23 protein-coding genes and 1 riboswitch are annotated in these 23597 nt (G+C 59.2%); of the genes, 11 read left to right on the top strand and 12 right to left on the bottom strand.

Annotation, left to right across the window (positions count from 1 at the left end):
• Positions 1 to 6 precede the first annotated feature (6 nt).
• The 9 genes from KIN_RS15260 (at position 7) to KIN_RS15220 (ending at position 8342) form a co-directional block, all read left to right on the top strand.
• The gene (locus KIN_RS15260; protein ID WP_159808611.1) at positions 7 to 1605 is read left to right on the top strand and encodes an ABC transporter substrate-binding protein; all 1599 of its coding nucleotides are present in this window, start codon (positions 7 to 9) and stop codon (positions 1603 to 1605) included.
• Positions 1606 to 2676 (top strand): ABC transporter permease, encoded by a 1071-nt coding sequence (locus tag KIN_RS15255; RefSeq protein ID WP_159808609.1) that lies wholly within the window; start codon positions 1606 to 1608, stop codon positions 2674 to 2676.
• On the top strand, positions 2673 to 3587 hold the full coding sequence (locus tag KIN_RS15250) for an ABC transporter permease (RefSeq protein WP_159808607.1): 915 nt from the start codon (positions 2673 to 2675) through the stop codon (positions 3585 to 3587). The genes KIN_RS15255 and KIN_RS15250 overlap by 4 nt, the downstream gene beginning before the upstream one ends.
• A complete protein-coding gene (locus tag KIN_RS15245; RefSeq protein ID WP_159808605.1) occupies positions 3584 to 4438 on the top strand; it encodes an ABC transporter ATP-binding protein in 855 nt (284 codons plus the stop codon). The genes KIN_RS15250 and KIN_RS15245 overlap by 4 nt, the downstream gene beginning before the upstream one ends.
• On the top strand, positions 4435 to 5184 hold the full coding sequence (locus tag KIN_RS15240) for an ABC transporter ATP-binding protein (RefSeq protein WP_159808603.1): 750 nt from the start codon (positions 4435 to 4437) through the stop codon (positions 5182 to 5184). Before KIN_RS15245 ends, KIN_RS15240 begins: the two co-directional genes overlap by 4 nt.
• 50 nt (positions 5185 to 5234) lie before the next feature.
• Positions 5235 to 5324, top strand: a riboswitch (TPP riboswitch).
• Between the two features lie 36 nt (positions 5325 to 5360).
• A complete protein-coding gene (gene thiM, locus KIN_RS15235) occupies positions 5361 to 6146 on the top strand; it encodes a hydroxyethylthiazole kinase (RefSeq protein ID WP_159808601.1) in 786 nt (261 codons plus the stop codon).
• Entirely contained in the window at positions 6137 to 6772 is a 636-nt protein-coding gene (gene thiE, locus KIN_RS15230) for a thiamine phosphate synthase (protein ID WP_159808599.1), read from the top strand. The genes thiM and thiE overlap by 10 nt, the downstream gene beginning before the upstream one ends.
• Before the next feature lie 2 nt (positions 6773 to 6774).
• The gene (gene thiD, locus KIN_RS15225) at positions 6775 to 7581 is read left to right on the top strand and encodes a bifunctional hydroxymethylpyrimidine kinase/phosphomethylpyrimidine kinase (protein ID WP_159808597.1); all 807 of its coding nucleotides are present in this window, start codon (positions 6775 to 6777) and stop codon (positions 7579 to 7581) included.
• Positions 7578 to 8342: a 3-oxoacyl-ACP reductase gene (locus KIN_RS15220; protein WP_159808595.1), complete on the top strand. Its 765-nt coding sequence runs from the start codon at positions 7578 to 7580 to the stop codon at positions 8340 to 8342. Before thiD ends, KIN_RS15220 begins: the two co-directional genes overlap by 4 nt.
• A 53-nt stretch (positions 8343 to 8395) precedes the next feature.
• Here the strand turns inward: KIN_RS15220 and KIN_RS15215 are convergent, their stop codons facing one another.
• Both KIN_RS15215 and KIN_RS15210 read right to left on the bottom strand, forming a co-directional pair.
• Positions 8396 to 10393 carry a fasciclin domain-containing protein gene (locus tag KIN_RS15215; protein ID WP_159808593.1) on the bottom strand — a complete coding sequence of 666 codons (1998 nt, stop codon included), beginning with the start codon at positions 10391 to 10393 and terminating at the stop codon, positions 8396 to 8398.
• Positions 10394 to 10435: 42 nt separating this feature from the next.
• A complete protein-coding gene (locus KIN_RS15210; RefSeq protein ID WP_159808591.1) occupies positions 10436 to 10933 on the bottom strand; it encodes a fasciclin domain-containing protein in 498 nt (165 codons plus the stop codon).
• Between the two features lie 135 nt (positions 10934 to 11068).
• Here KIN_RS15210 and KIN_RS15205 point away from each other — a divergent pair, with 135 nt between their 5' ends.
• Entirely contained in the window at positions 11069 to 11920 is an 852-nt protein-coding gene (locus KIN_RS15205; RefSeq protein WP_159808589.1) for a DUF6502 family protein, read from the top strand.
• A gap of 13 nt (positions 11921 to 11933) precedes the next feature.
• The gene (locus KIN_RS15200) at positions 11934 to 12881 is read left to right on the top strand and encodes a DUF5666 domain-containing protein (RefSeq protein ID WP_243144950.1); all 948 of its coding nucleotides are present in this window, start codon (positions 11934 to 11936) and stop codon (positions 12879 to 12881) included.
• Here KIN_RS15200 and KIN_RS15195 read toward each other — a convergent pair.
• The 10 genes from KIN_RS15195 to KIN_RS15150 all read right to left on the bottom strand — a co-directional run bounded on the left by KIN_RS15195 (position 12878) and on the right by KIN_RS15150 (position 23513).
• A complete protein-coding gene (locus KIN_RS15195) occupies positions 12878 to 14017 on the bottom strand; it encodes a Gfo/Idh/MocA family protein (protein ID WP_159808585.1) in 1140 nt (379 codons plus the stop codon). The two genes, KIN_RS15200 and KIN_RS15195, sit on opposite strands and share 4 nt — an antisense overlap.
• Complete coding sequence (locus tag KIN_RS15190; protein WP_159808583.1) at positions 14014 to 15072, bottom strand: sugar phosphate isomerase/epimerase family protein; 1059 nt, start codon at positions 15070 to 15072, stop codon at positions 14014 to 14016. Before KIN_RS15190 ends, KIN_RS15195 begins: the two co-directional genes overlap by 4 nt.
• 26 nt (positions 15073 to 15098) lie before the next feature.
• Positions 15099 to 16151, bottom strand: coding sequence for a LacI family DNA-binding transcriptional regulator (locus tag KIN_RS15185; protein ID WP_159808581.1), 1053 nt, complete (start codon positions 16149 to 16151; stop codon positions 15099 to 15101).
• Positions 16148 to 17773, bottom strand: a complete 1626-nt coding sequence (locus KIN_RS15180) for a dihydroxyacetone kinase subunit DhaK (protein WP_159808579.1) — start codon at positions 17771 to 17773, stop codon at positions 16148 to 16150. The genes KIN_RS15185 and KIN_RS15180 overlap by 4 nt, the downstream gene beginning before the upstream one ends.
• Before the next feature lie 2 nt (positions 17774 to 17775).
• Positions 17776 to 18780, bottom strand: a complete 1005-nt coding sequence (locus KIN_RS15175) for an ABC transporter ATP-binding protein (protein ID WP_159808577.1) — start codon at positions 18778 to 18780, stop codon at positions 17776 to 17778.
• Entirely contained in the window at positions 18773 to 19870 is a 1098-nt protein-coding gene (locus tag KIN_RS15170) for an ABC transporter ATP-binding protein (RefSeq protein ID WP_159808575.1), read from the bottom strand. Before KIN_RS15170 ends, KIN_RS15175 begins: the two co-directional genes overlap by 8 nt.
• 4 nt (positions 19871 to 19874) lie before the next feature.
• The gene (locus tag KIN_RS15165) at positions 19875 to 20063 is read right to left on the bottom strand and encodes a hypothetical protein (protein ID WP_159808573.1); all 189 of its coding nucleotides are present in this window, start codon (positions 20061 to 20063) and stop codon (positions 19875 to 19877) included.
• Between the two features lie 97 nt (positions 20064 to 20160).
• A complete protein-coding gene (locus KIN_RS15160) occupies positions 20161 to 21102 on the bottom strand; it encodes a carbohydrate ABC transporter permease (protein ID WP_159808571.1) in 942 nt (313 codons plus the stop codon).
• A gap of 37 nt (positions 21103 to 21139) precedes the next feature.
• Positions 21140 to 22087, bottom strand: a complete 948-nt coding sequence (locus KIN_RS15155; RefSeq protein ID WP_159808569.1) for a carbohydrate ABC transporter permease — start codon at positions 22085 to 22087, stop codon at positions 21140 to 21142.
• Positions 22088 to 22196: 109 nt separating this feature from the next.
• Positions 22197 to 23513 (bottom strand): ABC transporter substrate-binding protein, encoded by a 1317-nt coding sequence (locus tag KIN_RS15150; RefSeq protein ID WP_159808567.1) that lies wholly within the window; start codon positions 23511 to 23513, stop codon positions 22197 to 22199.
• Positions 23514 to 23597: the final 84 nt, after the last annotated feature.

Below are 23597 nucleotides of genomic sequence, written 5' to 3'. Positions count from 1 at the left end.
GAAAAAATGAATGCCTTTAACAGATTACTGACCAGCGCAGCCATCGGGCTTGCGGTTGCGGTCAGCGCGGGCTCCGCGACATTTGCGGAAACGCCCGCCAACATGCTGGTGATCGCTCACCGCATTGATGACATCACCACGTTGGACCCGGCCGAGAGCTTTGAGTTCGCAGGCTCTGATGTCAGCCGCAACATTTACCAAAAGCTGGTGAATTTCGATCCCAACGATCTGGAGGCCGGCTACCAGCCCGAGATCGCAGAAAGCTGGGACGTGGGCGAAGACGGTGCCACGATCACCTTCACGATCCGCGACGATCTGACCTTTCACTCCGGCAACCCTGTCCGCCCAGAAGACGTTGTATTTTCTCTCCGTCGGGCCGTAATCCTGAACAAGACACCGTCGTTCATTCTGACGCAATTCGGGTTTACCGCTGAGAATGTCGAAGAGACCATCACATCGGACGGAAACACCGTCACGATCACGACAGACAAGCCCTATGCAACGTCCTTCGTGCTGAACTGCCTCACCGCTACAATTGGCGGTATCGTCGATATGGAAACCGTCATGGCCAACGAGGTTGATGGCGATATGGGCAATACGTGGCTCAAGACGAACTCCGCCGGGTCTGGGGCTTACAAGCTGGTCAACTGGCGGCCCAATGAAAGCGTGACGCTGGAAAGCAATCCCGACTTCTACCTGGGCGCTCCTGCTATGGAGCGGGTCGTGGTCCGGCATGTGATCGAAAGCGCGTCCCAGCGGTTGCTGCTGGAACGGGGCGACATCGACATTGCCCGGAACCTAAATCCCGAGGACGTGGCGGGTGCAAGTTCGGTGGACGGTGTCAAGATCGTCGACGAGTTGAAGGGCCGTCTGATGTACGTGTCCCTCAACCAGAAACACCCGGAGTTATCGAAGCCAGAAGTACGGCAGGCTTTCAAATATCTGGTCGATTACGAGGGCATGAAAAACAGCTTTCTAAACGGCCAATACACAATCCATCAGAACTTCCTGCCGCAGACATATCTGGGCGCCTCGGACGAAGCACCGTTTACGCTTGACATCGAAAGAGCCCGTGAACTTCTGGCGTCGGCAGGTGTCGAGGGCCTTGAGATCGAGGTCGGCGTGCGCGAGGCTCAAGAGCGGATCGAGATCGCACAGTCGCTGCAGAACGCACTGGCACAGGTCGGCGTTACGATGAACATCACCGTGGGAACGGCCAAGCAAATCCTGTCGCGCTATCGCGCCCGCGAGCTTGATGTCTATCTCGGCGCATGGGGTCCGGATTATCCGGATCCGCAAACCAATGCGGGCACGTTTGCCTACAACCCGGATAACAGCGACGAGGCCCAGGCTACTGGCCTTCTGGCGTGGCGGAACTCTTGGGACACGGGCGGCCTGACGGAAAAGGTTGAAGCTGCAGTGACGGAAAACGACCGGGATGCACGGGCTCAAATGTACGAAGAAATTCAGGCCCAGTTCCGCGAGACGTCACCGTTCGTGGTGATGTTCCAACAGATCGAGCAATCCGCGATGCAGGACAACGTGACCGATTTCTCGACCGGTCAGGCCATCACGGCAGCGTCCTACTGGCAGGTCACCAAGTAAATGGCTCTGACCGATAACTCTGGCGAAAGGCGCCCCCGCGCGCCCTTTGCCCCAAGGGTTTTGGCCTTCGCTAAGGCCACTGCGCTGACGCTCGGCTCCATCGCTGTGACGATGCTGGGACTGGTGTTTATCACTTTCGTGATCGGTCGGGTGATGCCAATTGATCCGGTGCTTTCCATCGTCGGCGAGCAGGCATCCCGCGCGACCTATGATGCGGCCTACGAACAGCTTGGCTTGGACAAACCTCTTTTCGTTCAGTTTCTTTACTATCTCTGGGACGTCGTGCGCGGCGATTTCGGCGTCTCGCTGCTCAACGCACGACCTGTTGCAGAAGACATCGCCCGCGTGTTTCCTGCCACGCTGGAACTTGCCACGTTCGGTGTTTTGATCGGCGTGATCGCTGGCATCCCCCTCGGCGTGATCGCCGCCGTCAAGCGCGGCTCCTGGATTGACCAGATCGCACGCGTCGTGGCCCTTGTCGGATATTCGATGCCGATCTTCTGGCTGGGCCTCATGGGGCTTTTGATTTTCTACGGCATTCTCGGATGGGTCGGTGGCCCCGGCAGGCTGGACATCTTTTACATGGATATCGTCCCGACCCGAACCGGTCTGATCCTTGTTGATGCCGCGCTCGCTGGGAATTGGGATGTATTTCGCAACGCCTTCAGCCACCTGATCTTGCCGGGCACTCTTCTGGGATATTTCAGTCTGGCCTATATCAGCCGCATGACGCGATCCTTCATGCTGGAGCAACTGAGCGCCGAATATGTCACCACAGCCCGTGTCAAAGGCATGTCAGAGCGGGCGGTGATTTGGCGCCATGCGTTTCGAAACATCCGCGTGCAATTAATTACCGTGATCGCCCTGAGCTACGCCAACCTCCTTGAAGGCTCTGTGCTGACCGAGATCATTTTCTCTTGGCCGGGGATCGGCAGTTACATCACAACGGCCCTTTTGTCTGCAGACATGAATGCGGTGCTGGGCGGCACGGTGGTAGTGGGAATGGTTTTTATCGTCCTGAACATCCTTTCCGACCTGCTCTATCGCGTCTTTGATCCGAGGTCGAAATGAGCGGCTCCCAAACTCTGCGCGGTTGGCTTCTGACCGACGCGCCAACCTCACGTCGCCACGCAAGGCTGGCCAGTCTCTACAAGGGCTGGCTGTCGCTTCGGTCCAATACGATGGCGATGTTTGGACTGGGTATTCTGGTGCTTCTTCTGCTCACTGCAGCCTTTGCCCCCGTTCTGGCCCCCTATAGCTGGCTGGCGCAGGATCTTGGCAATCGACTGCAACCTTTGGGCACCGAAGGTCACCTTCTTGGCACGGACAGTCTGGGACGGGACATTTTGAGCCGTCTTATCTACGGCTCGCGCATCACGCTTTATATCGTTGCGCTTGTTGCCCTCATTGCCCCGATCGTTGGCCTCTTGGTCGGTACGGTTGCAGGGTATGCTGGCGGTTGGGTCGACGTAGTTTTGATGCGAACGACCGATATTTTTCTGGCCTTCCCGCGCCTTGTCCTGGCGCTGGCCTTTGTCGCAGCACTTGGTGCCGGGATCGAGAACGCAGTGCTTGCGATCTCGTTGACAGCTTGGCCCCCCTACGCGCGGATTGCACGGGCCGAAACCCTGACGATCCGGTCGTCCGACTACATCGCCGCGATCAGGTTGCAAGGGGCCGGACCGCTCAGGATCATTACGAAACACATCTGGCCCCTTTGCATCTCGTCCCTGATCGTGCGCGTGACGCTCGACATGGCGGGGATTATTCTTGCGGCAGCCGGGCTGGGGTTTTTAGGCCTCGGCGCGCAACCTCCCAGCCCGGAATGGGGTGCCATGATCTCGGAGGGGCGCAGGTTCATCCTCGATCACTGGTGGGTCGCGACCATGCCCGGTCTCGCTATTTTCACCGTGTCACTTGCCTTCAACCTGCTGGGCGACGGGCTACGTGATCTGCTCGATCCGAAGGATGGCGGCCAATGACGCTTCTTGAGGTCGAAAATCTGTGGGTAAAGTTTCCGACCCGGCAAGGCACCTTTGATGCCGTTCGCGGGATCTCGTTCTCGCTCGGCCGCGAACGGCTGGGGATCGTTGGCGAGAGCGGGTCGGGCAAGTCCATGACCGGGCGGGCGATCCTGCGCTTGATCCGAAAGCCTGGCATGGTTGAGGCGGACCGGATCGCGTTGGAGGGGCGCAACCTGTTGGACTTGCCCGAACGCGACATGCGCAAGGTACGCGGACAAGACATCTCGATGGTGATGCAAGACCCCAAGTTTTCGCTGAACCCCGTGATGACCATCGGCGAGCAGCTGATCGAAGCCTATCAGTTGCACAACAAGGGCAGCCGCGCTGCAGCCCGGCAGACGGCAATCGAGATGCTGGACGCAGTATCCATCCGCGATCACGACCGTGTTCTACGCGCGTACCCCCATGAGATGTCGGGCGGCATGGGGCAGCGGATCATGATCGCGATGATGTTGATCCCGAACCCGAAAATCCTGATCGCGGATGAGCCGACATCGGCCCTTGATGTTTCTGTGCAGCGTCAGATCCTGAGCATCATAGACGATTTGGTGCGGGACCGCGGCATGGGTTTGATCTTCATCAGTCACGATCTCAACCTCGTGTCCGAGTTCTGCGACCGCGTTCTGATCATGTATGCAGGGCGTATCGTGGAAGTCTGCGATGCCGCCAATCTGCACGATGCCAAACATCCCTATACACGCGGATTGCTGAATTCCCTGCCCCGGCTGGATGCGCCGCGCAAATATCTTGACGTACTGCAACGGGACGATGCATGGGCCGACGCGCCCAGCGTGGATGCCCGCACATGAGCATGCTCGACGTAGAAGATCTCAACGTCTGGTTCGGCGATGGACGCGACAGGGTAGATGCCGTGAAATCCGCGAGCTTCACAGTCGCGGCCGGTGAAAGCTTCGGCCTTGTCGGGGAAAGCGGATCTGGGAAGTCCACCATTCTTCGGGCCATCACCGGGCTTGCGCGGAACTGGTCAGGACGCATTTCAATTGACGGTGCGTCGCTATCGGGCGCCAAGCGGGACCGCTCGTTTTACAAGACGGTCCAGATGGTGTTTCAGGACCCATATGCCTCTCTCCATCCGCGACACACCGTCGATCAGGTTTTGGGCGAAACGCTTCATCTGCATGGGTTCAGGGACATCGACGCGCGGGTCGCCAAGCTGCTGGACGACGTTGGCTTGGGCAATCGGTTCAGGTTCCGTTATCCCCACCAGCTATCTGGCGGCCAGAGGCAACGCGTGGCGATTGCGCGGGCTCTGGCTGGTGAGCCCGACATCTTGCTGCTTGATGAACCGACATCGGCCTTGGATGTTTCGGTGCAGGCCGAAATTCTCAACCTTCTGACGGACCTGCGGGACGCGCGCCAACTGACCTTCGTGATGGTGTCTCATGATCTGGCAGTCGTCGGCCACATGTGTGATCGGCTGGCGGTCATGAAAGATGGTGAGGTGGTTGAGATCATGGGCGTCGAAACCCTGCGAAACCATCAGGCGATACACCCCTATTCAGCCGCTCTTCTGGAGGCATCCGTCGTCGGCTGACATGCGCCGGGCAGGTGGTTTGACATCCCTGCCCTGCAAGCCTAACTGACTATCAGAGCCAGGGGCGCCCATCGGGCTGAGATGTACCCTTCGAACCTGAACCAGATAATGCTGGCGGAGGGAGGCAACTGCGGACGTCCCCCGCACGTGGTCCCTTTACAGCATAAGGAGCATGCATGGGACCCGCCGATGCCTTGAGCGCCCTTCGAGACCAAGCCCCCCTCGTCCACAACATCACCAACTACGTCGCAATGAATGTCGCAGCAAATGTCCTGCTGGCGGCCGGTGCCTCGCCCGCCATGCTGCATGCCGAAGAAGAGGTTGCGGAGTTCGTTGGCCTTGCCGGGGCTCTGACAATTAACATCGGCACGCTGTCCGCCCCTTGGTTGGCCGGTATGAAGGCGGCGGCCAGAACGGCGACAGATGCCGAAATCCCGTGGATCTTGGACCCGGTGGCGCATTTCACCACGCCCTACAGGCACCAAGCGACACAAGATCTTCTAGCGCTTTCCCCCTCAATTATCCGCGGCAACGCGTCTGAGATATTGGCGCTTGCGGGATGGGCCACCCAAGGGAAAGGCGCGGACGCGGGCGACGACGTGATTCAGGCTGAAGCCGCAGCGCGAGAACTGGCGTCTGACCAGAAAGCAGTCATTGCGGTGTCGGGGGCGGTTGACTTCATCACCGACGGCGCGCGCTCGGTCAGGGTTTCAGGCGGGTCAAATCTGATGCCGAAGGTCACCGCATTAGGATGTTCACTAACCGGCCTGATGGGTGCCTTCGCAGCGGTCACCTCACCCCTTGAGGCCTGCGTCGCAGCATCGGTCCTTTTCGGTGCCGCTGGCGAGATCGCGCAGCCGAAAGCGGACGGCCCCGGCACGTTTGCGGTCCATTTCATCGACGGGTTGGCATCGATCCAGCCAGACGATCTCGCACAAGAGGACCGTTTGACATGGCTTTAGACCGAAGCGCCCTGCGCCTCTATCTGGTAACGGATACAACGCTTTGTGGCTCCTTCGGGGTCGCCCGGACGGTCGCTGCGGCCGTCAAAGGCGGCGTCACCATGGTACAGTTGCGTGACAAGACTGCGACGCCAAAAAAACGCAACGAACTTGCGAACGCTTTAAAGACCTTACTTAAGGGCACGGGAGTGCCGTTCATCGTGAATGACGACGTGGAAACGGCAATTGCGGTTGATGCGGACGGCGTACATGTCGGGCAAGATGATACACCGGCCGCTGTGGTGCGCGCGCGGATCGGCGCGGACAAGATCCTTGGTCTGTCCTGTGAGACCGAAGAGACCGTTCGCGCCGCAAAACAGCTTCCTGTCGACTACCTCGGCCTTGGTCCCGTTTTTGAAACTGGCACAAAACCCGACCATAAGCCGCCCCTTTCGATGGATGGTCTGGCTAAGCTTTGTGGCGTCAGCGGCCACCCCACAGTGGCCATCGGCGGTCTGTCGGCGTCCCATGCAACTCAGGTCCTGCAGGCTGGTGCTGATGGAATGGCCGTTGTGTCCGCGATCTGCGGCCAACCCGACCCAGCCGAAGCCGCCCGAAAGATCTCTCAGCACCTCAAGGGGGCATAACCATGATACCCAATATTCTTTCAATCGCTGGTTCTGACCCGTCGGGCGGTGCAGGCATACAGGCGGATCTGAAAGCAATTTCGGCCAATGGTGGCTTCGCGATGGCAGCATTGACGGCTCTGACCGCGCAGAACACGACAGGGGTTGCGGGCGTGCATCTGGTGCCGCCCGCCTTCGTGCGCGATCAAATCCTGGCGGTCCGGGCTGATGTGCGCGTGGATGCAATCAAGATCGGGATGATTGCGACGGCCGACATTGCCAACGCTGTTGCCGATGCGCTTGAAAAACTTGAGAGCCACCGGGTCGTCCTTGATCCCGTCATGGTGGCCAAGGGCGGCGCATCTCTGCTGGCCAATGACGCCGTCGCCGCGTTACGAGATCGCCTGATCCGCCATGCCACTGTCCTGACGCCCAACCTTCCGGAAGCCGCCGCTTTGCTCGACACCAATGTTGCCCCAACGCGAGAGGCAATGTCGGAGCAAGCCGTTGCTCTGCTGGAACTCGGTTCCAATGCCGTGTTGTTGAAGGGTGGTCATCTGGATGGTGGCGACAGCCCAGATTGCCTTGCCACACAGGACGGCACGCTCTGGCTGGATGCGCACCGTGTTCAAACGAAGAACACTCACGGAACAGGCTGCACCCTATCCGCCGCGCTTGCCACCCAATTGGGCCATGGCATGGCGATCATCCCGGCCGCGAAACGCGCGAAGGCATATGTCAGCACCTGCATCGCGGGCGCGGATCAACTGACTGTTGGCGCGGGCCACGGACCTACCCACCACTTTGCAGAACTCTGGAGCACATTATGACAAAACCGCTTACTGATCAGGTCGTTCTCGTAACCGGCGGCGGACGAGGCCTCGGTGCGGCCATCGCAACAGCTTTCGCCCGTGAAGGCGCGAGGGTGGCGATTAACTACCTAAAGAATAAAGGGAAGGCCGAGGCGTTGGCCAAGGATCTCGGCCCCAACGCGCTGGCGATCAAGTGCGATGTTCGCGCTACCGACAACGTCGCGAGCATGGTCAGGGAAGTCACCGAAACTCTTGGCGCGCCGACAACCTTGGTTCACAACGCGCTCGCGGATTATAGCTTCAACGGTGACGGCCGAGATGATCTGAAAACGCTGACCCCGGATCATCTGACATCACAATTTGAGACAGCCGCAATCGGGGGGCTGAATACGATCAAAGCCGTTCGGCCTGGTATGGAAGAGGCCGGGTTCGGGCGGATCATCACCATCGGCAGCAACCTCGTTCAGAACCCGGTCGTGCCCTATCATGATTATACGGCGGCGAAATCCGCACTTCTTGCCCTGACGCGAACGGCGGCGGTAGAGTTGGGGCCGCTTGGGATCACCGTCAATATGGTCTCGGGCGGCTTGCTGCGGACCACAGACGCCAGCGCGGGGACGCCCGAGGCGGTGTTCGATATGATCGCTGACAACACACCGCTGCGACGCGTGACAACACCGGCGGAGGCGGCAGACAGCGTTCTGTTCTTTGCCAGTCCCTGGGGGCGTGCCGTGACGGGGCAAAACCTGATTGTCGATGGGGGTTTGGTGTTTGGATGATCTAACATCTGAGTGTCCGCGCCCGGCGGGTATGCAACCGGGCGCAGTCTTGGTCAGCCGAAGATGAAGTCGTCAGCCGTCAGCGATCCGGCGGTCACACCGGACAATGTGATCTCGATGCCTTCGACCGAGATCACGGCCCCGTCATCGCTGTCAGAGAGACCCTCCCCGAGCGCTTCGAAGCTTTCCACGCTCAACGCATGTAGGCTGATCAGGTCTTCGCCGCTGGTGAAGTCCGTGATGGTGTCGGCACCGCTACTGCTGTTGAAGATGAAAATATCCGCATCTGCGCCACCGGTAAGCGTATCGGCATCCCGGCCACCGCGCAGAATGTCGGCGCCGTCTCCGCCGTCGAGCGTGTCGTTGCCACGACCACCGTTCAGACGGTCATCACCTGCATCGCCCGAGATCCGATCGTCGCCCTTCTGGCCGTTGATCTGATCGTTCCCGTCGCCGCCAAGGCCGACGTCGTTCCCGCGGCCAAGAAAGATATCATCATCCCCGCCCTTACCCGAAACGAAATCCGCATCCTTGCGGGTGGAGATATGATCCGCCTCATCAGTCCCGATGACGAAATCGACGCTGTTGGAGCCGTCAGATTGCAAAACATCAACCGGCAAAAGCACACCATCAATTACATGAGCGATGCCATTGGACGCCGCGATGTCGGTCGCGATCAAAGACGGATCGGCCACATCCGGATCGGCATCGACCAGCGAAAGACCGTCCACGCCAAGGGATGCGCCCAGCAAAGTCGGGATCCCCTCGGCAGACAGAACCGCATCTGAGTCCAGCGCTTCCGGGACCACGTGATAAAGGAGGATATCCTTGAGAAGCGGGATTGGATCCCCTCCACCGCTCAGCAAAGTAAGCGCGTCCACAATATATCCGAAAGCTGCGCCCTCGTCGGTGCCCTCAAAACCCAAAGCTTGAGCGAGACCAACAAACGCCGCGTCGTTCGGCGCAAACACCGTCAGATCAGCGTCCGGATCATCCAGAGCGCCAGCAAGACCGGCAGCCTCGACGGCGTTGAGAAGCAAATCGAAATCCGTGCCATCGGCGTCGAACTCACCGCCGCTGGCGGCGACAATGCCCGCCAATGTCGGTGCGTCCGGTTCTGGGGGTGTGTCAGGCGTGTTGCCCGGGATATCGACCGGCAGAAGAACCCGATCAATCGCCTGGATCGTGCCGTTCGCAGCCTGAATATCGGGGATCACGATCTGCGGGTTGTCGATGTCAGGCTCGTTGTCGATCAGTTCGGTGCCCTCACTGCCGAAAGTCGCGCCGTCAAGTAAGGTCGAGACAGTTTCTGCCGCGTCGATGGCCTCTGCCGTTTTGGCACCGGCTGAGACGTGGTACAGCAAGACATCGGTCAAAAGCGGAATTGGATCGCCCCCGCCAAGTTCAGTCAAACCCGCTACAATTGCGTCGAATACAGCGTCTTCGTCAGACGTATCGCCTTCAAAGCCCAGATCCACGGCAAGCTGTGTGAAGGCCGCATCCGTCGGCGCAAAGACTGTGATGTCATCCAAGCCCTGAACGGTTTCGACCAGCCCAGCAGTGCTAAGCGCACGGACAAGCAAGTTGAAATCGTCAGATCCGGCAGCGATGTCGACAATATTAGGTGCGGAGGATCCCGCGCCCAACTGGTCGTAAGACGCCCCCGTGCGGATGTTGAATGCGCGCCCGACAGTCAATTCGACACCAGCATCGGGAACATCACCGAAATAGGTGTAGTAGTTTTCGTGACTGCCTTCCTGTTCGATCTCGACCAAAATATACCGAACGCCGTCACTGCCAGACGCATAAAATCCGCGCTCTGCGTAGATCTGGCCGCCGTTTCCGGTCTCTTCGCCGGCCCGGACGATTTCTGCCGTTTGGCCGGTGTGGTCGCGTGCGCGGTCAAAGATGTCACCGCTCAAGACACGGTCATCATCGTTGACCGAAAAGGAAAGCGGCACCTCGGTGGGTTGGACAAACGTCACCCCCTTTCCGAGATGACCATCCACCAGATCAGCTTCCGCAAACGCGGTAAATTCAAACTGCGACATGAGCATGCCCTGTCTCCTTTTTACAGAGGCTTAGACGTCCGATCACTTCGGAAGGAGGACGGTGTCGATCACGTGGATGACGCCATTCGAGGCGATGACATCGGCGCTGATGACATTTGCATTTTCGACCTTAACGCCGCTGCGACCGTCTATGTGCAGTGTCTGACCGTTTACAGTGTTGGCGCGCACGCGCTTGCCTGCCAGATCACCTGCTAAGACACGGCCGGGCACGACGTGATAGGTCAGGATGCTGACAAGCTGATCCTTGTTCTCTGGCTTCAGCAGAGTTTCAACGGTACCGGCGGGCAATTTGGCAAAAGCGTCGTCGGTTGGGGCGAAGACGGTGAACGGACCTGGACCCTTTAGCGTGTCGACCAGATCAGCAGCCTGAACCGCGGCAACCAGCGTGTTGAAGGATCCAGCGGCAACTGCAGTGTCAACAATATCAGGCGTTGTGTTCTGGGATGGGGCTGCACAGGCGCTGAGAACAGCTGCGCTGACAAGGGCTGCACCAATTTTCAATATACGACGACGTTCCATGATCTTCTCCTCTTTCGTGCCGAGTTTCGGCGATTGCATGCGTGTAAATTTTTCACACGCGTTACGAAGTGTCGCACCTGGGAGAAACGTCAAGATATTTGTGGAACTTTTTTACACTGCTCGTATCTTGGGAGTATGGCTGCATCTGATCCAGATCCCGGGCGAGACCCATTACTGCGCGTCCTGCGCGGTCTGATCCGTCCTCTTGTGAAGACGCTGATCAGCCGCGGCGTCACTGCGCCTGCATTCTATCGCCTGCTGAAGAAGGTCTATGTCGAGGTCGCCTACGACGAGTTCCGCATCGACGAGACCGCACCGACCGATAGCCGCATCAGCCTGCTGACGGGGGTTCACCGTCGGGACGTTCGCGATATCCTGAGCGACGAAGACAAAACGTGGGAAACCGCGCGCCGGAAGACTGCGACCTTTGCAACTGTTTTCGGCCGATGGCTTGCGACACCTGAATATCAAAACGAAGACGGCAGCCCCCGAACCCTTGCGCGTTCCGGTGACGAGGGCCGCGACTTTGAAAGTCTGGTACGGGCCGTCAACCGTGACATCCGTCCGCGCACGGTCTTGGATGAATTGTTGCGACAAGGTCTGGTCGAAGAAACAGCGGACGGCCTTCTTAACATCGCAAAGGACGCGGTTATTGGACCGGCGTCAGAAGATCACAAGATGGTATTTTTTGCCTCGAATGTGGGGGATCACCTTGCTGCGGCGTCCGAGAACCTCCTATCAGAGACACCACCGTTTCTGGAGCGTGCCGTGTTCTACAACCGTCTGACTGGATCATCTGTTGATCAGATCGAGCAGAAAGCCCGGGACCTCAGCCAGTCCGTGCTGGAAGAGCTGAACCGGGACAGCAAGGATTTGCAGGACGCGGACCGCAGGACGACCGACAATACCCAACGCTATCGCTTCGGGGTCTACTTCTACCGCGAAGGTGACACGACAGACGACAGCGACGAGACAGAAGGTAGCTGATCCCGTGACACCGATGAAGCGCCGGACTTTCCTCAGCCTGATGGGCACGACATTCGCTGCGGGATGCGCGGCCCCTGCCCTTGTCACGCGCAACGAAAAGGATCCTTTCGAGGGCGGCATCGGCGGCACCGGTATCGTCGGATTGATGACCGATTTCGGCAGCCTCATCGTCAACGGCCTGCGTGTCGAGATCACGTCGGGGACACGGTTCGAAACACCGTTTGGTGAGGGCTCGGAAAGCGATGTTCAGGTCGGCGCACCGCTTACGATTGCCGCCAGTCTGTCACGGGACCGCCTCGTGGCACGTCACGTACTGGTGTCCTACCCATTGGTCGGGCGCGTTCAGGCAATAGGTCACGGCCGGTTTAGCGTGAACGGCGCACCAATCATCACCGAGCCGGGCGGCCAAGGCCGATTGACCCATGGCACTCGCGTTGCGGTGGGCGGGGTCTGGTCACCCGAAGGTCTTGTGGCCAGCCGGATAGATGCATCGGATGAACCCCGGGACTTGATCGCTGGTGTAGTGTCCCGCGGCGGTCCAACAGGGCTTCTAATCGAAGGCACGCCGATGCGGCTTAACGATGGGAATTTCGCACCACCCAGCGGGCAATACGTCACCGCGATCGGCGATTACGATGGACGGATCTTCAACGCAGCCACGACACGGACAGGCCGGTTCACCTCTGGTGCAGTCGGGTTCCGCCAGTTGTCGGTTGAAGGCTATCTTGAACCCGTACGCGCGAACCCCGGTTTCCGCATTGCAGGGCTCGGCCACAGCTTCGCGCGGGAAGTGAAGCTCGCACCTTTGGCCGCGGAGCGGGCGATTTACTTCGGTCGCTATACCGGGGCATTCCGCGCAGCGAAAGGATACATCGTGCCGGAGAACTTCGGCAGGCGACGCGAAATCCTCCGGAATGGTCTAGGAACCGGCTACGACGGGCCGATCATAAGGACCCTTTAGTCCGCCAACGTGACCCATGCTGCGTTTCGCGCCGAAGATCGTACGCAAGCATCCACAAAAGCGACGCCTTTCAACCCGTCGTGAATGGATGGGAACTGAACCTCCGGATCAAGCGTGATGCCAGCGCGTTTGGCCCGGATAGCGTGCGCTGCTTCCGTATAGATATTCGCGAACCCCTCCAGATATCCCTCGGGATGGCCAGGCGGCACACGGCTTAGGCGACCGGCAGCGTCCCCCGCCCCGGCACCGTTTCGTGTGATCAAACGCTTTGGTTCCCCAAGCGGGGTGTGCCAGAGGTAATTGGGATCTTCCTGCGCCCATTCTAGGCCACCCTTCTCGCCGTAGACACGTATCTTCAGAGCATTTTCGTTTCCGGGTGCCACTTGGCTGGACCATAACATGCCCCGCGCGCCGCCTTTGAATCGCAACATTACGTGGGCATTGTCGTCCACTTGGCGGCCCGGCACGAAGGCCTGTAGATCGGCGGCGAGGGCTTCGAGTTCCAGCCCTGTCACGAAACACGCCAAGTTGTGGGCATGAGTTCCGATGTCGCCCGTTGAGCCGCCCGCGCCTGAGCGTGCAGGATCGGTGCGCCATTCGGCTTGTTTGAAGTCCTGCTCTTCGGTCAGCCAATCCTGCGGATATTCGACCTGCACAACCCGAACCCCGCCGATCTGACCTGCCGCGATCATCTCGCGGGCCTGCCGGACCATCGGATATCCCGTGTAGTTGTGCGTCAGAACAAACAGCGCCTCCGAGGCTTCCGCCGCCTTCACCAGTTTCTTAGCGTCGGCCAGTGTCGAGGTCAGCGGCTTATCGCAAATGACATGGATGCCGCGCTTTAGAAACTCGCGTGCGGCGGCGTAGTGGACGTGATTGGGTGTGACTATGGAAACCACCTCAATCCCGTTTTTCAAGCGGGCCTCCCGGATCGCCATTTGCTTGAAATCGTCGTAGATCCGGTCGGGTGCCAGACCCAAAGCCGCGCCGGAGGCCTGCGACTTTTCCGGCGTCGAGGACAGGGCGCCCGCCACCAGTTCGAAATGGTCGTCGATCCGTGATGCGATGCGGTGAACGCCGCCAATGAACGCATCATTGCCACCGCCAACCATGCCAAGTCTGATCCGATCCGTCATTGCGAGATCCCCAGCATCTTGCGGTTTGCAGCCTCATCGGTCCCGCCATCGGCGAAATCATCAAACGCCCGCTCTGTCACCCGAATGATATGATCGCTGACAAACTGAGCCCCTTCGCGGGCTCCGTCTTCGGGATGTTTTAGGCAACATTCCCATTCCACAACGGCCCAGCCATCAAAATCATTTGCCGCCATTTTGGAGAAGATAGCCGCGAAATCGACCTGCCCGTCGCCCAGACTGCGGAACCGGCCTGCGCGATCCACCCAAGGCTGATAACCGCTATAGACCCCTTGGCGGCCCGTCGGATTGAACTCCGCGTCTTTGACATGAAACATCTTGATCCGATCCTTGTAGATATCGATATTATCAAGGTAATCAAGGCACTGCAGGACATAGTGAGACGGATCGTAGAGCATGTTGCACCGGGCGTGTCCGTTTAGACGCTCTAGGAACATCTCGAATGTGACGCCGTCATGCAGGTCCTCGCCGGGGTGAATTTCGTAGCAGATATTGACGTCGTTTTCGTCCGCATGGTCGAGGATCGGACGCCAGCGTTTGGCTAGTTCATCAAAGGCGGTTTCGATCAACCCCGCAGGCCGCTGCGGCCACGGGTAGATGTAAGGCCAAGCCAAAGCACCGGAGAAGGTCACATGATTCTTGATGCCCATATTTTTCGAGGCTGAGACTGCCTTCATCACCTGATCCACAGCCCATTCCTGCCGCGCCGCTGGATTGCCATGCACCGATGGATCAGCGAACCCGTCGAACGCTGCATCGTAGGCCGGATGAACGGCAACAAGCTGGCCTTGAAGATGTGTCGACAACTCCGTCACCTCGACCCCGTTTTCGGCCGCCTGACCTTTGAAGGTGTCGCAATAGTCCTTTGACTCTGCGGCCTGCGACAAATCAAAGAGCCGGCCGTCCCAGGATGGGACCTGGACTCCCTTGTAGCCACAGTCCGCGGCCCATTTGGTTATCGCATCCCAGGAATTGAACGGCGCTTCATCGCCTGCGAACTGCGCAAGAAAGAGCGCGGGGCCTTTGATGGTTTTCATGAGATCCTCCCCAAGATGTATGCCCTCTAATGTGGCATATTTTCCTTCAGATAAACGTCGATGCGAATGCGCTCTTGCGCAAGGTTGATTGGCAGATTGTCGATTTTTGCCCGCATTACGCGAATTGCACTGCGGACCAGATGCCCTGCATCCTGCGAAATCACGGCGTCGAAGGTGCCATCAATCAGGGCGGCGCGGGACAGGACGGTCAGCTCATGGGCGACCACGACAGGCTTCACAACTGGCGGGCTGTTTTCGAAATATTGGATCAGACCCGCGTTCCCCGCGGCAGAAGAGTAAATCCCCAGAACATTCGGATTTCCCGCCATAGCCGCGGGCATCAGGCGTTCGATCAGGTCCGGATCGTCCCGCCCCTCAAGCGATGCGACGACGGACAGGTTTGGGAAGTCCCGGGTCATCACTTCATCGAACCCAAGCCGGCGCTCCAGATGATCCCGCGCCAGCATGGAACCGGTGAGAACGAGGATCTGGCCGCTTTGGCCGGCCAGAAAGCGTCCCATCAACTGCGCCGCTGTTCGACCCGCCGCAATGTTGTCTATCCCGATGTAGTGGTCCCGCTCGGAACTGGGAATGTCAGCGACCAGAGAGACAACGGAAACGCCGTGCTGCTTTAGACGGGAAATGGAATCCCGCACCGATGGAGTCTCGGGGCCGAACACAGCAACCCCGTCGACCTTGGATGGGTCCACCGCGTCAATGGCACGGGCCAATTCCATCGGATCGAAGGCAGAGACCTTGGTGAAAGACAGCAGCGTGCGTTCACGCTTCAGACCTGCGCTCAGATCATCTATATGCTGCTCGATCAGCGCCACGAATTCATTGGCCGTCGCGGGAAGGATAAACAGGAACGTATAGACCCGCCCACGCGCAAGATTGGCAGCGGCGGTGTCGCGCACATAACCGATCTGAGCGATGGCCTTGTTGACCTTGTCGACGGTGACTTTCCGCACACCGGGTCGCTCGTTCAAGACCCTGTCCACAGTCGCGAGGCTGACCTCAGCCACACGGGCAATGTCATTGACCGTCGGATTCGACAGGGGATCGCGGTCAGGCTTCATTCTGCAGCGGCAAGCCCCTCGAACAAGCGGGCAACGGCCTCAGCGCCCGGATCGGTGTGGCCGATCAGGTTTTCCTCGGGCACGTAGGAGGCCCGTCCTGCCTTGGCCTGCCCCATCTGCGCCGTCGCATCAGCGCCAGTTCGCGCAGCCTGAGCTGCCTGCGTCAGGCCGTCGTCCAGCGCGTCCAAAGCCGGGGCAAGAGCATCGATCATCGTGCGGTGGCCCCGCGCCGCGCCGCCCACTTCACTGATACGCTCAAGGCCTGCTTTCAACGCGTCGGTCACAGGCTTTCCATTGGCACAGGCATCCCCCGTGGCGCCAAAGAAAATCCCCAAAATGACGCCGGAAGAGCCGCCCATCGTTTGGCTCAACTCATTGCCGATCGCCCGGAACAGCTGCGTCAGGTCAGCCAAGGGCATCCGGTCCAAAGCGTCCTTCAGGGCGCGGGCGGCGGTGGCCAACGTGCTGCCCGTGTCGCCATCGCCAGACTTCGCATCAAGAGCGTTCAGGTCAGTCTCGGATGCAATGAGCAGATCGCAGCAGGTCTCAATCAAGGCACGCGTCGCGGCGTTGTCGGACGGGATCGGCTGGATCGGGCTGAGCCCATCGGGAAGCGGCGCGACCTCTGCCGCGGCGAGTTTGGCAAGACCGGGCCAGGCATTCATTGGAACGGGCCGGGCCAGTGCCGCCTCCTGCACCTTGTCCATGGGCAGGATCGAAACCGAAAAACCATGCATGTCGAGGGAGGTCATCATAGGCGCCGGGCCGATGATTGACGTGATGGACTTAGCTTTCGGTGAGCGCGCCAACTCGTGGGACAACACCGCCATTTCAAGAGGTGTCGTTCCGCCCAAGTTGTTCAGCAGCGCGACGCAAGGCCCTTTAGATAAGGCGTTTTCCAGCTTTCCGAGCACCATGTCCATTGCAACCTTGGCATCTTGGAAATCAACCTGCTCCACCCCCGCTTCGCCGTGAATGCCCAACCCAAGTTCTGCCTTGCCCTGCGGGATTCTGTCTTCCTTCGCAGACCCCGGCACCGTGCAGGTGTCGAGCGATTTCCCGATGGAGGCGGTCGCCGATATGACCTTTTGCGCGGCCTGTGTGATCGCGTCAAGATCCGCGCCGTCCTCGGCCATAGCGCCTGCGATTTTATGAACAAACAGCGTACCTGCAACGCCTCTGGCCTGTGGCAGATGCGGCAAGGCAATGTCGTCATCCACAACCACCATCGAGACCTTTAATCCGAATGCCCTCGCCCGTTCTGCGGCAAGTCCGAAATTCAACCGATCCCCGGTGTAGTTCTTGACGATCAGCAAACATCCAGCGGGACCTGTCACCGCGAGGATGCCAGCGAGGACGGCATCAACCGACGGGGACGCGAAGACCTCGCCACAGACCGCGGCGGTCAGCATCCCTTCGCCCACGAAGCCTGCATGGGCCGGTTCATGGCCCGATCCGCCGCCTGAAATAAGGGCCACCTTCGATTTGTCCCAATTCCTGCGGGTGACGACCTTGATGTGCGGGTAGCCGTCAAGACGCGCCAAGGTGCCGTTTGACGTCTCCAGAATGCCTTCGATTGCGTCCGTGACCAAAGTGTCTTTGGCGTTGATAAACTGGCTCATGATCAGGCCCCCTGAAGAATTCTTGCGCCATGTGCGTCGAAACACAGCGGGTTTTTCGGTGAGATCTTGACCGTGGAGCCCTGCGCGTACTGCTGCCCCGGGATGGCCAAGGTTGTGATTGCGTGCCCCTGCAGATCGAGGTGCAGTCGGGTCTGGTCCCCCAGATGTTCGACCCGCTTAACTTGCGCCTCTTGCCCCTCACCTTGGGCAATATGCTCAGGCCGCAGCCCCATTTGCGTAACGCCCGCAGGCGCGTTTCCGAAGATTGAAGCGGGGACAATGTTGATGCGTGGCAGGCCAAGGCGCGTGGCGACATAAAGACTGTTGGGTGTCTCGTAGATCTCGCGCGGGGTGCCAAATTGGACCAGTTTGCCTTCGTCCAGAACTCCGACATGGGTGGCCATGGTCATCGCCTCGATCTGGTCGTGTGTCACATAGAGCAGCGTGGCCCCAAGATCGGCCTGGATGCGCTTCAACTCGACCCTGAGATCGGTGCGCAGTTTGGCATCGAGAGAACTGAGCGGCTCGTCCATCAGGTAGATCGCGGGGTCGCGCACAAGGGCGCGCCCGATGGACACCCGCTGCATTTCCCCGCCGGACAGCGCCGTGGCTTTGTTGTCAAGTTTGTGACTGATTTGAAGGACTTCCGCGACTTCCCTGACCTTGCGGGTGATCTCGTCCGCCGGAGTTTTCAGGATCGGGGATTTCAACGGAAATGCCAGATTATCCCGCACGGACAGGTGCGGGTAGAGGGAGTATTGTTGGAAGACCATCGCAACGTCCCGCTGTGCGGGGCTTTCGCCCGCAACGTTGCGGCCGCCTACAAAAATCTCGCCGCGATCCAGTTGCTCCAATCCCGAGATCAGCCGCAGCGTCGTGGTCTTTCCGGCGCCTGTGGGACCCAGCAGAACGACGAACGCGCCGTCGGGAATGGTCATTGAAATGCCTTCAACGGCGACCGTCTCGCCGAAGGATTTTGTGACGTCGTTCAGGACCACCTCAGCCACGGGCCAACACCTCCTGATTGAGTTCGGATTTGAGCGCTTGTCCGGTCGTTTCGTCGAACATGGTGACTGTCGCCGCATCAAAGGACAGCCCTACCGCTTCTCCGACCTTCGCGGGTTGCGCACTGTCGATCCGGGCCTTCACCTCGCCATTGGCCGTGTCCAGCGTCACGATCTGCGTCGTTCCCAGATATTCGGTCGCCAGCACCGATCCGCGGTAGGCGCCGGTGTCTGTCAGTTTGATATGTTCCGGCCGGATCCCGTACACCAGCGATCCGCGGGCGCCTTCCATTTGTCTTGGCATACCAACGACTTGCTCACCCATCTTGATATCTGTCGCACCCTCTTCAACGACGCCGTCGAAGCGCAGGAAATTCATCGAGGGGGAGCCTATGAAATCAGCGACAAACAGGGTGGCGGGCTTATCGTAGACCTCTTGCGGAGTGCCGAATTGTTCGACCACGGCGTTGTTCATGACGACGATCTTGTCCCCCATCTGCATGGCCTCGAGCTGATCGTGGGTGACATAGACCGTCGTTGCGTTCATTCGGTCGTGGAGCGCGCGCAGTTCTTCTGCCATGCGTTCCCTGAATTCGGCATCCAGTGCGCCCAGCGGCTCGTCCATCATGAACGCCTTGGGATCCCGCACGATGGCCCGCCCGAGCGCCACCCGCTGCCGGTCGCCGCCGGACAGACCACCCACGGGTTTGTTCAGAATATCTTCAATCCCAAGGATCTGCGCGACCTCTGCCACCTTGGCCTTTACAGCGGCGCGGTCCATGCCTTGGGACACCAGTGGGTAGCTGAGGTTCTTTCGGACATTCATATGAGGATAGAGCGCGAACATCTGGAAAACAAAAGCAATATCGCGCTGAGAGGGTGGCTTCTGACTGATCTCTTCACCGTCCAGATAGATCTCACCGGAGGTGGGCAATTCCAGCCCGGCAATCATCCTCAACGTAGTTGTCTTGCCGCAGCCCGAGGGGCCGAGCAGCATGAAGAACTCGCCGTCTTCAATGGTAAATGAGCTTTCCTTGACGGCGGTGAAATCGCCAAATTCCTTGCGGACATTCTTGATGATGATCTGGGCCAAAGGGCTAGTCCTTGAAGTGGCTGACGATGATGAACATCACCGTGCCGATCAGTGTTGTGATGAATGAGTAGGTGTAGGCCCACAGGAAAAACGGCTGCATCAACATGAAGACGCCGAGACCGATGAGGATGGTCGCCAGCATCTCCCAGGGACCGCGTTTGAGGCGCATCAGACCGGTGAAAAACTGGCTCATCTCAGGCTCCTTTCGCCGCAAAATACGCGTTCGGACTTGTGTCGGACTTTTATCGGACTTCCGTCGGACATGTTGTCCGGCCCTGCACATACCTCGATCATTTGCGCACCGCCCCGAATGTGATCCCGCGCAGCAGGTGTTTGCGCAGCAGGATGGTGAAAACCATGACCGGCAGAAGGAAGATCGTGGCGCCCGCCGCGACCGCTGGCCAATCGAGCCCGCCGACCCCGATGATGGTGGGGATGAATGGCGGCGCGGTCTGGGCCGTGCCGGAAGTCAGAAGGACCGCGAAGGCGTATTCGTTCCACGAAAAGATGAGACAGAAAATCGCGGTCGAGGCGATGCCCGTGGCAGCTTGCGGCAGCACCACCTTGTAGAAGGCCTGAAACCGTGTGTAGCCGTCGATCAGCGCAGCCTCTTCGTATTCGCGCGGGATCTCGTCGATGAAGCCTTTCAAAAGCCAGACCGCCAGCGAGATATTGACCGCTGTATAAAGCAGGATCATCCCCAGATGCGTGTCGCTGAGGCCCAGATTTCGGTACATCAGGAAGATGGGGATCGCGACGGCAATGGGCGGCATCATTCGCGTGCTGAGAATGAAAAACAGCAGATCGTCGGCCAACGGGATCTTGAAGCGGCTGAAGGCATAGGCCGCCAATGTGCCCAGCACGATACTGAGGAAGGTGGAGCCAAAACCGATGATGACGGAGTTCAGGAACCGCTCGCCGAATTTGGAGGGGCCTGCGATGACCATGTCGCGCTCGCGCACGATTTCCTCGTACCATGTCTCGGGCGGCGGCAGAGCATCCAAGGCCTCTTGGCCCACGCGGGTGCGGGTGGTGAACAGGTTCACGTAGCCTTCCAGCGACGGCTCGAAGATGACCTTGGGCGGGTAGCTGATGGAATCGGGCGGTGTCTTGAAGCCGGTCATCATGATCCACGCCAGCGGCATGATGGTGATCAGCGCATAGAGCACGACAAGAATGCCTGCGAACCATTTCTGGCCGTTCGACGGCTCGGTGACGGAAAAGCTGCTCATTGGACAGATCCCTGCGGCGGTGTGGGACGGGACATGCTCATCTCTCCTTCACCTTGTTCAGCGCCTTGACGTAGATTGAGGCCAGCCCGAACACGGTCACAAACAGGATGATCGCGAAGGCGGAAGCGTAGCCCGTGCGCCATTTCTCGAACGCCTCGCGTTTGAGGTTGATGGAGGCGACCTCGGTGGTGGAGCCCGGCCCCCCGCCCGTCAGCTGCACCACCAGATCGAACATCTTGAAGTTCTCGATCCCCCGGAACAGCACCGCCAGCATCAGGAAGGGCAACACCATGGGTATGGTGATCGTGAAAAACTGGCGGAGCTTTGAGGCGCGGTCGACCTCGGCGGCCTCGTAAATGTAATCGGGGATGCTTCGAAGACCGGCCAGGCAGATGAGCATCACGAAGGGCGTCCACATCCACGTGTCCACGATAACAATGGACCACGGGGCCAGATCGACGGAGCCCAGCATCTGGAAGCTCGATGGATCAGCTCCGGTAAAGAACGCGATCACGTAATTGAAGAGCCCGATCTGCGGTTGATAGAGAAAGGTCCAGAAATTGCCGACGACGGCCGGGCTCAGCATCATGGGCAACACGATGATCGTGGTCCAGAGGTCGTTGCCCTTGAACTTGCGATTGATCAGCCACGCCAGCGTGAAACCGATGAGCACCTGAAAGATGATCGTCCAGATCAGAAAATGCGCGGTGGCCTGCATGGACAGCCAGATGTCGCTGTCGTTCAGAATGCGTTCGTAGTTGCGGGTTCCGATGTACTCGACGGCGCGGTTCGTGCGGTTGGCCCGGTAGTTTGTGAAGCTGAGATTGATGGTCCAGATCAGCGGGAAAATGTTGATCGCCAGCAGCAGGAAAATCGTGGGGCCAACGAAGATCCACGCGATGGCGCGGTCCGACAAACCCCGGATTTTGCGGGCCACGGTGGGCGGCGTCGCTTCGGCGGCCTTGGTGAGCGGCGTGTCGGACATGGAGGTCACTTTCCCGGGCAAAGCTGTCCCGTGACAGGGCCGCGAGGGGCCGCCCTGTTTTTCCGGTCTTGGAGATCGGGCGGGGTCGTTCCCCGCCCGCAGGTTTGGTTTAGAGCTTGCCTTCGTCCTCGAAGACTTCGGTCCAGTCCTCGATCAGCTTGTCGAGTGCTTCCTTCGCGGTGCCTTGATCGGCGACCACGTAGTCATGCATCCGCTTTTGCATGGCGAGCAGCAGTTCCGCATAGACAGGTTCCTGCCAGAAGTCCTGAACAGCGCCCATGGCGTCAAGAAAATCGCCTGCAAACGGTGCGCTGTCCTTGAAGGTCGGGCTTTCCAGCACGGCCTTATGCGCCGAATAGCCACCCAGATCCCACCATTTCTGCTGCACTTCTGGGTCAGCGAACCACTTGATGTATTCCAGCGCGGCGTCCTGCTTGTCGGAATAGGCGACAACGGAAATCCCCTGCCCGCCCAAGGTGGAGCCTTCCTGATTTTGCGGCGGATTGACGAAGAAGTCGATCTTGTCACCCCCGGTGTCAGGGTCCGCATAGAGGCCGGGGAAGAACGCAAACCAGTTCATCGCCATGGCGACCTGGCCGGACTTGAACGCATCAAGGCTCTCGCCCATGTAAGAGTTCGTGTAGCCAGGGGGCGTCGCGGTTTCGTAGAATTCCTTATAGAACTCAAGCGCTTCCACGGCTTCAGGTGAATTCACCGCCCCTTCCATGTCGTAGGAGCCGGGGGTGTTTTCGTATTTGAAGCCCCATGGATAAAGCGCACTGGTCACGCCCATGGTGATGCCTTCCGAGCCGCGCTCGGTAAAGATCGCGGCACCGTAGACGGTCTGACCGTCAATCTCGCGCCCCTGGAAGAACTGGGCAATTTCCAGCATTTCCTTCTGGGTTTTGGGCTCGGCCAATTCGCGGCCTGTGGCTTCTTGGAACGCGGTGCGGATATCCTCGCGGGCGAACCAGTCCTTGCGGTAGAACCAGCCATTCGCGTCGCCCATTGCGGGCAAAGCGTAGTAGTTCTCGGAGCCCTTGGGCCATGTGGAATAGGCGTAGACGGTGGCGTCCGCGAAATCGCCCATGCTGATGCCTTCGGCGTCGAAGAAATCATTCAGCTTGACGTAATGCCCATTCTCGGCCCCCCCGCCGATCCACTGGCTGTCGCCGATCAGAAGGTCACAGAGCTTACCGCCGGAGTTCAGTTCGTTCAGCATCCGGTCCGCAAAGTTGGGCCACGGAATGAATTCAAAACTCATGGTGTGGCCGGACTGGGCCTCGAATTCCTTGCTGAGTTCCACCAGCGCGTTGGCCGGGTCCCACGCGGCCCAGCAGAGTGTCAGGTCTTCGGCTGTGGCGCTGCCCGCACTTGCGGCCGCCATACAGAGCACACTGGCGGATGCCAGTTTCAGATTTTTCATTGTCTTCCTCCCAAGGTGAACCCGTCTTGATCAGGTGACATCCCGATTCGCAGGTCTCGCAATCTCACGGTAGGCCGGGGCCTG

The organism is Litoreibacter roseus, from assembly GCF_009811795.1.
Classification (GTDB): domain Bacteria; phylum Pseudomonadota; class Alphaproteobacteria; order Rhodobacterales; family Rhodobacteraceae; genus Litoreibacter; species Litoreibacter roseus.
Note: the sequence above shows the minus strand (reverse complement) of the source record. Positions and strands in the feature narration are given on the sequence as shown.